This window comes from Veillonella agrestimuris (assembly GCF_943193065.1).
Taxonomy (GTDB): domain Bacteria; phylum Bacillota; class Negativicutes; order Veillonellales; family Veillonellaceae; genus Veillonella; species Veillonella agrestimuris.
Map to the genome: position 1 here is coordinate 90,578 of NZ_CALPCS010000005.1, position 11,470 is coordinate 102,047.

General features: G+C 39.1%; 3 protein-coding genes. All 3 read right to left on the reverse strand.

Translation table 11 applies throughout. The features are described from left to right. Positions 1 to 79: 79 nt before the first annotated feature. The 3 genes from NFR29_RS03755 to NFR29_RS03765 all read right to left on the reverse strand — a co-directional run bounded on the left by NFR29_RS03755 (position 80) and on the right by NFR29_RS03765 (position 11,463). Positions 80 to 10,366, reverse strand: a complete 10,287-nt coding sequence (locus tag NFR29_RS03755; protein ID WP_251423456.1) for a YadA-like family protein — start codon at positions 10,364 to 10,366, stop codon at positions 80 to 82. Next, positions 10,363 to 10,545 (reverse strand): ESPR domain-containing protein, encoded by a 183-nt coding sequence (locus NFR29_RS03760; protein WP_251423458.1) that lies wholly within the window; start codon positions 10,543 to 10,545, stop codon positions 10,363 to 10,365. The genes NFR29_RS03755 and NFR29_RS03760 overlap by 4 nt, the downstream gene beginning before the upstream one ends. 744 nt (positions 10,546 to 11,289) lie before the next feature. After that, positions 11,290 to 11,463 (reverse strand): hypothetical protein, encoded by a 174-nt coding sequence (locus tag NFR29_RS03765; RefSeq protein ID WP_251423462.1) that lies wholly within the window; start codon positions 11,461 to 11,463, stop codon positions 11,290 to 11,292. Between the last annotated feature and the right edge of the window lie 7 nt (positions 11,464 to 11,470).

Below are 11,470 nucleotides of genomic sequence, written 5' to 3' on the forward strand. Positions count from 1 at the left end.
TCTTTAAAGTATATCTTTAAGGTATGAGGGACTCCAACGAGTCCCTCTACCTATTAGAATCTACTATAGTAATTTGTAATTATAGACCTAAACGTTGCATTAACATTGCAATTTGAGCTTTCATTTCTTGGTTTTCAGCTTTCATTTCTGCATTTTCTGCAATAATTTGGTCATTTTGAGCTTTTAAGCCTGCCACTTCACCTTTGAGGCCAGTGTTTTCAGCTTTCATAGCAGCCATTTCATTTTGTAATGCGTAAGCAGAACTGATAGGACCTTTGCGGTAACGATCTGCAATAGCAGCTTCGGAATCGCGGCTACCTACTTTCCAAGTAATACCAGCATTAGCCATCATGTGGTTGCCGTCACCAGCAGCCCAGGATACACCACCGTGAATCATAGTGGATTCGTTTTTGTAGTGTGCCACACCCAATGCAAGAGCGGAGTTACCACGGTAGTTACCATAACCAGCCATGATTTGTGTTGGCTCTAATGGATCGTATTGAATTGGTTTCAATGCAGCCAAAGCGGCACCTTGTGCACCAACGCGACCAATTTCAGCGGACAATTCTCTAGCCACACGACCATCTACAGATTGTACAGATAAATCGTATACTTTAGCACCATCTGCATTAGTGGATTCGCTAACAAGAACGCTTTCATCTTTGGATGTAACTTGTGTCATTTGACCCACTGTAGCTACGTCTGTTTTATCTTTACCAGGCGCAACATTTGTGATTTTATTACCACCCATGTTGAGATCACCATTAGTAATATTAACAGAATTATCACCAAAGCTAATTTTAGGACCATTCGTTGTATTAGAAATGGAGCTAATATTTGTAAGGTCTTTGTTCAAGCGTACTTCTAATGTATCAGAGCCATTAGCCACTACGTTGATGTTACCTGCAGCAGATTGGAAGTTAGCAGATTGTGCTGGGCTTACACCTTCACCTTGTACTTTTACAAGGGTATTCAACTGATGTTTGTTTACAGTATCTGTATTGTTACCAGTGAATTTCAAGCCGTCGTTCAACGTAGCTACTTGTTCTGTTGTTTTGGAACCATCTGGATTTGTACGTTCGTACTCAATACGAGTAATCGTTTCTCCATCTTTACCGTTTACACCAGCAGGGCCTTGGTCGCCTTTAATAGTCAAGCCGTTTGCACCGTCTTTACCATTTAAGCCGATAGAACCATCTTTACCATTGATAACAACTGCAGAACCATCTTTACCGTTGATACCGATAGAACCGTCTTTACCTGCTTTACCATCCACACCATCTTTACCACCTAATACGAGGTCATCTTTCAAGCGGTAGCTGTATGTTTGAGTATTTCCATTCACAGTTTGCGTAATTTCTAAGTTATCACCAGCATCAAAGTTAACAGTCGTATTTGGTGTTACTTTTGTTGCTGTAGCACTACCAACTACATTACCTGTAGCATTTGCTGTCCACCCAGATTTATTAACAACATCTTCAGCTGTATTTTTGGCAATCTGTTTCACGTCACCGATATTAGCACCATTTGTATCAACATTGTAAATAGAGTTGCCATTAGCATCCTTACCACTTGCACCGCTAGCTTGGTTAGTGATTTGTTTATTACCAGCATCGATACCATCTTTTGTAACAGATGGACCATTCTCAATTGTTAAACCAGAACCATCTACAGTTACACGATTACCATCTTTATTAGTAATAGTTAAACCACCTTTATTAACAGTTGTTACATTACCTTTACCATCATTGATAGTTACACCATCATTGTTGATAGTTGTATCACCTGTTGTTACAGAGCCATCTTTACCAAGATCAAGCTCTTTATTCAAGGCAATTTTTACTTCATTGTTTTCCACAGAAGTGGTGATGTTTTTATGTCCTGTACCATCGCTACCAGTTGTTTCTTTGCCAACTACGGAAATCGTATTGCCTAAAATTTCTTTAGCACTATTACCATCATCTGCTTTTAAGCCAAAGCCTTTGTTGATAATATCTGTTTCTGTTGTTTTGATTTTGTCAGATACAACTTTTAATTGGTCTTCTGTTGCTGCACGGCCGGAAACGATATCAGGATTATCAATGTTCCAAGTTTTGTTGTCTAAACCTGTTACATAGCTACCTGTTCCTCCAGCGTTACCACCAACAGTTGTAGTTGTCTGATTACCCAATTTAGCAGTACCAGCAGTTACAGAATTAAGATTAATCAAATCTTTAGCCATTTTTACAGTTAATGTAGAACCACCATCAGCTTCTACGATTAAGTTATTAGCTGCACTTTCTGCTGCTGTATAAGATGTTTTATTATCTGTACGTTCCCCGATTATTTTTACAGTGGAATTTAACTCATGTTTATTTAATGTTTTATTATTACCAGTAAAGATTAGACCGTCATCCATAGTGGCTACTTCACGAACAATATTTTTACCATCTTCACCTTTAATATAATTACCGTCTTTATCTTTTGGCATATATACGATGCGTTCTGCTTGATCAGTATCACCAGCATGATTAGGATCACGATTCACAAGAACTTGTTCCCCTTTGGCTGTTGTAATGTCGATGCTAGCACCATCTCGACCATTTACACCATCTCGGCCATCTTTACCAGTTAAACCGATAGAACCATCTTTACCATTCAATACAACGGAATTACCGTCTTTACCAGTAGCACCGATGGATCCATCTTTACCGTCTTTACCATTTCTACCAGCTGTAATGTTATCAGAGAGTCTGAAAGTATATGTTTGTTCATTAGTACCTAATGTTTGAGATACTACTAAATTACTACCCGCTGCGTAGTTTACAGTATCACCAGGTTTTACTACGGTTGCTATAGGAGTTGTACCTGTTATATTACCTTTAGCATTCGCTTTCCAACCAGTGTTGTTAACAATGTTAACGACTTCGCCGATTGTAGCGATACCATCTTTACCTGGGTTACCATCTTTACCCGGAACGCCGGCTTTACCATCTTTGATTGTTGGCGTATCACCTAATATTACGTCGTATTTTACTACACCATCAGCACCAACGGAAGCTATTGTGTAATTACCATCTGTAAAATTCAAGCCTTTGTTTAATGTTACTGTTTGGCTATTGCTACCATTTGCTTTATATGTTAATAGTGCTTTACCCAAATCTTGAGCTTTTGCATTAACAGTGTATGTTGTTTGACCTGTTGTTTGGTCTTTAGATTCATCAACTGTTACATTATCACCAGCTTTTACGATGGTACCTAGCTTAGTAATATTTTTAGCACCTTCATTTGTGATATTGGACAAGTCAGACTTAGCCACGCCTTGGATAATAGCAAATTTATTAGCTACTTCCTGACCATTGCCATCTGTGTATGTCAATGTAATTTCATCATCTTTAGCATTAGCACGCTTAGTTTTGTCGCCAACTGTGTATGTCGTATCTGTAATATGAATCTCATCACTTAAGTTAGCAATTTTATTAACCATTGTGCCACCGTTACCATCTGGAGTCGTATAGGTAATACGATCGCCATCTTTTTTAACGGTTGTGTAATTGTTGGTATCGCCTAAGCGAACTTCGTTTGTAGTAACGCTATTAAGACCAGTGATGTCTTTTGCTAATTGAACATTCAAAACTGCGTTACCATTTGTACCAGCAACAGCTGTTACACCAATGTTATCACCTGTTGCTAATTTAGTGGCATCAGTAATACCACCTTTAACGTCTACTTGTTTGTTCAATTTCACGGCTTGGACATTACCCATGTCACCGCCGAATTTAAGGCCGTCATTTAATGTGGCTACTTCTTCTGTAATCGTTTTAGTCGTATCATTTGGATCTGGACGTTCGTATACAATGCGAGTAATGGACGTGCCATCTACACCATTTTTACCATCGCCACCTTTAATAGTAAGACCATCTTTTCCGTCTTTACCATTAATGCCGACAGAATCTAAACCAGTAAGATTTTTGTTCACCGCTACGTTGATAGTTGCATTACCATTACCATCATTTGTTTGGGTAACAGTAATATTTTTACCTGCTTGGAAATCTACGGATTTACCGTTTTTGATGTCTTGAGATTTATCACCTGCATGCACACCGCCGTTGACTGTATCAGCAGAGGATTTTATCATCCAACCAGATTCATTAACAATATTTTTCACGTCACCAATGTTAGCGCCATTTGTGTCATTGTTATAAATAGGGTTGTTATTGGCATCTTTACCTGTAGCACCGCTACCTTGGTTGATGATTTGGTTATTGCTCATATCGAGGCTGCCACCATCAATTTTCACAGCTGGAGTTGTAATTCCGTTGTTTGTACCAGGGTTTTCATTAATTGTAATGGAAGAATTGCCATTATTAATGGAGCTAATGTTTTGAAGGTCTTTATTCAACTTAACAGTTAATGTGCTTTCATCACCGTCTTTACCATTAGCTTCTACAATGATGTTGTTAGCTGCACTTTCGCTAGCTGCATACTCTTTCTTAGTATCAGTACGTTCACCTTGAACAGTAACAATTGTATTTAATTTGTTTTTATTAACTTTATCATTGTTACCAGTAAATTTTAAACCGTCATTTAATGTGGCTACTTCTTCTTTTACAGTAATAGTTTTAGATGGATCTGTTGGATCTGGTTGTTGACGTTCGTATACGATACGAGTAATACCATTTACACCGTTTGTACCATCTAAGCCATCTTTACCTTTTTCAGCTTTAATAGTAGCAGATGCGCCATCTTTGCCGTCAGCCCCTTTAGGACCAGTAAGACCGATGGAACCATCTTTACCGTTAACGACTACGGATGCACCGTCTTTACCGTTTACGCCAATTTTGCCATCAACGCCGTCTTTACCATCTTTACCGATAACAATGTCATCTGCTAAAGAGTATTCTACTTTAGCATTGCCATTTTCATTCGTTTGCTTGATGGTCAAGTTTTTGCCAGCTTGCATTTCTACAGTTTTACCATCTGTAATAGCTTGCGCGCCTTGAGAGCCTGCAGCTACTGTACCGTCAGTTGCAGAGGATTTCACATTGAAGGAATCCATGCTACCGCCTGTTGGCAAGTTGGACAAGTCGATAACTGCTTTAGTATCAGATACTGTTTTACCAGTACCATCATTGTACGTCATAACTACTTGTTTAGTAGTTGGGTCATATTTATAGGCTTGTGCTGCCGCACCTGTAGCAGTATTACCGCTTGCAGTACCTCCTACTGTTTCACCAGTACGATTTGTTACTGTTGGTGCAATATGTAACTCATTAGCACGTAATGCGTCAGATGTATTTTTCAAATCAGATACGTTAACCACTGCATTTGGTGTTGCCGTGTTAGCCGTATCTAATTTAGTCAAGAAATCACCGGTAGAACCTGGTGTATTAATCGCGGAACCAACGTTTTTTACAATCATTGTACCGCCTTTAGTATCACCAGTAGGTGTTGTGAAAGATGTAATCACATCGCCAGCATCAATAGTTGTACCACTACCATTTGGTTGTGTATTCCAAGTCGTATTACCAGTAGCATCTGTAATAGGATATACTTTATTCCCATTTTTATCTGTATAGATAGCTGGAGTAATGGCATTTACTGTGTATGTTGTTTGACCTGTTGTCTTATCACTAGAAGATGTAACTGTTACATTGTCACCAGCTTTTACGATGGTACCTAGCTTAGTGATGTTTTTCTTACCTTCATCTGTGATGTTAGACAAATCGGACTTAGCCACGCCTTGGATAATAGCAAATTTATTAGCTACTTCCTTACCATTGCCATCTGTGTATGTCAATGTAATTTCATCATCTTTAGCATTAGCACGCTTAGTTTTGTCGCCAACTGTGTATGTCGTATCTGTAATATGAATCTCATCACTTAAGTTAGCAATTTTATTAACTGTTGTGCCACCGTTACCATCTGGAGTCGTATAGGTAATACGATCGCCATCTTTTTTAACGGTTGTGTAATTGTTGGTATCGCCTAAGCGAACTTCGTTTGTAGTAACGCTATTAAGACCAGTGATGTCTTTTGCTAATTGAACATTCAAAACTGCGTTACCATTTGTACCAGCAACAGCTGTTACACCAATGTTATCGCCTGTTGCTAATTTAGTGGCATCAGTAATACCACCTTTAACGTCTACTTGTTTATTCAATTTCACGGCTTGAACATTACCCATGTCACCGCCGAATTTCAGACCGTCATTTAATGTGGCTACTTCTTCTGTAATCGTTTTAGTCGTATCATTTGGATCTGGACGTTCGTATACGATACGAGTTTTTATTTCTCCATCTTTACCATCTACACCTGCAGGACCTTGTCCGCCTTTAATAGTGAGACCATTTGTACCGTCTTTACCATTGAGGCCGATAGAACCATCTTTACCGTTAATAACAACAGCGGAACCGTCTTGGCCATTTACGCCGATTTTGCCATCAACACCATCTTTACCAGGTTCACCTTTTTGACCAACTTGGATGTTATCTGCCAAGGAGTATTCTACTTGTGCATTGCCGTCAGTTGTGTTGGTTTGCTTAATAGTCAAATTTTTACCAGCTTGCATTTCTACAGTTTTGCCGTTTTTAATAGCTTGCGCATCTGTAGCAGATCCAGTAGCAACGTTACCATCTGTAGCTGTAGACTTCACATTGAAAGAAGACATGGAGTTATCAACAAGCTCTGCTACTACTTTATTGGTAGCATATAATTGAGATCCGTTAATAGCATCTGTAGAATCAGCAGATACTTTACCTGCTGCTACGTGTTTAATTTGACGTTCTGCGTCCTTAGCACCTACGCTTACATAGTGACCACCATCAACAGGTGCACCTACATACGTACCAAATACAACTTCATTGCCATTAGTCGTTGTAATTTTACCTTCTGTTTCAGTTGTTGCATTAGCGCTGCCATCAGAATTAGCACCGAGAACTACAGAATTATCTGTTGTCACATTGATATTGCTACCTAAAGCCACGGAACTATTGCCTGCTACAGTATTTTTGTAACCTACCGAAGCAGACTCAGTACCTGTTGCAGAAGATCGATTACCTAACGCTGTAGAGTAGTCTCCTTCTACAACAGCACCAGCACCAGCGGCAAGACCACCTTGAGCGGAGCCAGAACCATCTGTAGCACCAACACGAGCACCTGTACCAATCGCTGTACCTAACGTTCCCCCTTCAAAAACAGAAGCCGTCGTACCAAGAGCTGTCCCCATTAATGTACGAGATGTTGCTTTTTGACCAATCGCTACAGAGCCTTTCATAGCCGATGTAGTAGGATAAACACCATCAGCTTGTATATTAGTCGCTAAATCCACACCAGTAATAGTTTTATAAGCAGTTACATTAGCAATATCGCTAGCAATAGTTTCTAAATCATTGCCACCAATAGCAACGGATGCATGACCTGCTACGACTTGTGCACCAATAGCAACAGCTTGATCGCCTACAGCACGAGAATCTTTTCCGACCGCTGTAGCATCATTTGTTTTTTGTAGGTCTCCAGAAAGACCTGACAAATACATGACATTACCATTCTTATTAGCATTAGTGGCAGTTAACCCACCAGTATTAGTAGTATATTTAGCAGAGGTTTCACTTACAACACCATTTTCAATAACGCGACCAGCTAATGCATTGGCACCGATAGCTACAGAAGAATTACCATATTGTTCTCCATTAACCATACCACCAGCAACAACAGCGTTATTACCGATAACAACAGAACCGCGATTGGCGTCATTGGATAAGGCATTGGTAGCCACTGTATTGGCACCAACAGCAATAGAACCAGCAGAATGCGCTTGTGCATTAACACCGGCAGCAATACTATTAGCATGCGTTGCACCAGCAGCATCAGAAATTTTGCCGTAATTTGTTGCGGCATTGCCAGTACCTGTATTCGTACCATCATTTACGTGGAAGTATATATTAGGTTCTTTCGATACTTTTTTTATAGCATCATGAATTGTATTTTCACCAGTATCACCAATATTAGTCATAGTGATATTGCCATCTTTACCTAACGTAGCATTTCCACCAAGAATATTCGTAACAGAACCGGCTACATTGCCAACCACTTGATTAGTAGCATATAATTGAGAACCATTAATCGCATCTGTGGAATCCTGAGATACTTTACCTGCAGCTACATGTTTAATTTGGCGTTCAGCGCCAGATTTACCTACGCTTACATAGTAACCAGTTTGAAGGTTTCCATTAACATCTGTCGGAGGAGCACCTACATAGTCACCATATGTAATAACAGCCCCTTTACCTGTAATAGTACCTGTCGTTTCTTTTGTAGCTGTTTCAGAACCGCTAGAACTAGCCCCTAAGACTACAGAATTATCAGTAGTAACACTGATATCATTCCCCACAGCTACAGAATTTGTGCCGCTTACATTAGCCTTTGTACCGATAGCAACCGCATTGGTCGCTCTAGCACGAGCTAGTCGACCCACTGCAATCGATTCATTGCCAGTGGCAATAACAGAAGAGCCAATACCAATTACATTACGAGTACTTAATGTTTCGGTACCTACAGCGCCATTAGCAAAGTTACCAATTAAAACCGCTCTATCATTCGTTACATTCGCACCAATACCAGATTGCGGCCCCATGATAATGGAACGATCGCTGGTAGCGCTTTCACCAGCTAAGTGCCCCATTAAAATATTGTTGTCACCTTTACTGTTGCGACCAGCCAAATTCCCGATAGCTACAGTACCGTCGCCAGATAATTTTTGACCTGCTGCCGCACCTATGGCAATATTAGCACCGCTATCAAAAGTCGAGAAAGTGTTATTTCGACCATTATCGCTAGTAATACCAGAACCAGCACCATTACCAATAGCAATAGTTTGACTAGCACGTGTATCAATAATGTTAGATGCTGCACCAGTACCGAAAGCGATATTGCCATAGGATGCTGTATTTTTACCGGCTTCTTTACCAAGAAGAACGCTTGGCGCACGGTTACCATCTACCACACCAGCTTGTGCTGCTTGTACAGTAGCATCTGTTAACGCGCCTGCTTGGTAACCAATAGCTACGCTGTAATCTTTTTTAGAGGCTGTTCCGGCTTCACTACCGATATTGACATTGTGAATATTCCAGTTATCTGGTACATCTTGACCAGCAAATTCACCGATAGAAATATTACGGCCCCCAGTCGCTTGTGCGCCATTACCGATAGCAATATTGGAATTTTTACCAACTTTAGTACGGTCATTAGGGTCTGTAATACCAGGCATATCTTCACGACCTGCTACTGCATTATGACCAATCGCAATGGATTCATTTGTAACGGCATGAGAATCTTGACCGATAGCAACACTCGTCAAACCTTGCCCTTTTGCATTAACACCGCCTGTAACAGCTCCTGTAGCAGTAGCACCAGCAGCATTAGTAACTTTACCGTAGTTTGTTGTAGCATTGCCAGTACCGGTGTTCGTACCATCATTTACGTGAAAATATGTATTCGGTTCTTCTATGTTTGTTTTTGTATCTACATAGTTTCGTAACGATTTTAACTGTGCCACATTAACAGCATCTGTATCTTGACTACCAGCGGCTACATTCACAAGTTGACGAGTTTGAGTCGTTGTTCCATAAGTTCTACCAATAGAGGCTGCACCATAACTACCACTCCAAGTACTGGTAACAGCACTACCATCAGTAGTTGTATATGTAGCATTAGTAAGTGGATCATAACCTACCACGCCAGCATCACGATTAGCCCAAGAATTATAACCAATAGCGACACCTTGTTCAGAGCGAGTAATTGCGTTATGCCCAATAGCAGTAGAATTATTAACACGAGATTTTGCATTATAACCGATGGCAACACCACCTGTTACATTCGCATCAACCTCAGCATTATAACCAATAGCAGTGCCTCCTTCGGTATTGGCACCTACTTTTGAGTCAGCGCCAATGCCGAGTCCCATAGGTCCCTCTACATTAGAGCCCGCACCTAAAGCAACAGTCATTGTGCTCTGAGATTTAGCATTTTGTCCAAAAGCTAATGCGTTAGATCCTGTTGCATTAGCTTTATAACCAAGTGCGATAGTCGCTGCATCTGTAGCACTACTTTCTTCACCAATAACAAGACTATGTTGTCCAGACATCGTATTATCAGACCCAATAACAACGCTACTAAAAACAGGTGAACCAGTTGATTTCGGATTATTTCTTTCAATAGTATTGTGATTTCCGATGACAATATTATCGACATTTAGGTTTTTGCCATCAGCACCAACAAAATGATTGATAACACTAGGATTATTGTTTCTATCCCCATCAATCAAAATATTCTTCTCTCCACCAGTTGTCACTTGTAGTTCATCAATAATTAATTGTTGCCCATTCAACGTACTATCGCCGATGCATAACCGCCTTGTAAACTCAAAACAAATACACATATCACTGCGGCTTTAGCAGTTGTACCAACCCTACTAGATTTACTACGACCATTAGAACGTGCAATTTCAGATGTAACAACATAACAATGCTTTACACGACTCCAAACAACTTTAAAGATCTTGTTCACTTTTCTTCTCTCCTTAAAAAACTATACACAAAATAAGTACATCTTTATAGTTATTATAGATTACTTATCAAAGTGCACCAAACTTATCCACTTTAATATATGTATAACTATACTATAAAAAATTTTTCATCACAACACTAATTTCACTTTATTTTCAAAAACGAATTCTATACAAACTATAGTGAGTTAAAAAATTAATTATTAGCTTATTGATAAATCCGCTATATACAAGGTGGCTACTAACTATTTCTAAATCGTCTTTACCCCCCCCCATCATTCTCAAAAAGCATTTTATGGTTGCAAAATTCGAATAATTTATTCTCATTAACGCGACTATCTTCCAGCGGACAAATCGATAAAATTAGCTATAATTCGATATTTATCGAACCACTCCTAACCAAATCCTATTATCAACAAATCTGAATTTCTCTATATAACTACCTCACATATCAATCTAAAAACTATAAAAATTTAGTTATGTCACAACTAAAATAGTGAATCCGCTATGTAAAATTTATTAATAAGCGAATTCACTATTCTTCCTTATGTTTATTTTTATAAATAAAATAGTCCATATACTATATGTCAATTACAACTCTATAATTTATAATCTATTTTTATAGATTTAAACAGATTATATTCATTTTCTTCATTTTACTTTTATATATTTCAATATATATTTTCTGTATAAAAAAAAGAGCGATATCCCATAGTGATGTGACTACAACCTGTGAATTTAGCAATTCACCAGCGCTTGCATTTCATGATTTGTGTTTCTGTTAATTCTTTTTGTATCTCTATTAACCGATCGGGACGCCGCCCCACTAAGAAAACATAGCTGCCACACTCTGCGAATAAACAAGCACCGCACAATCCAATGCCAAATGTAGCATCGGTAATTAAAACATTTTGATTCATAGTAGAG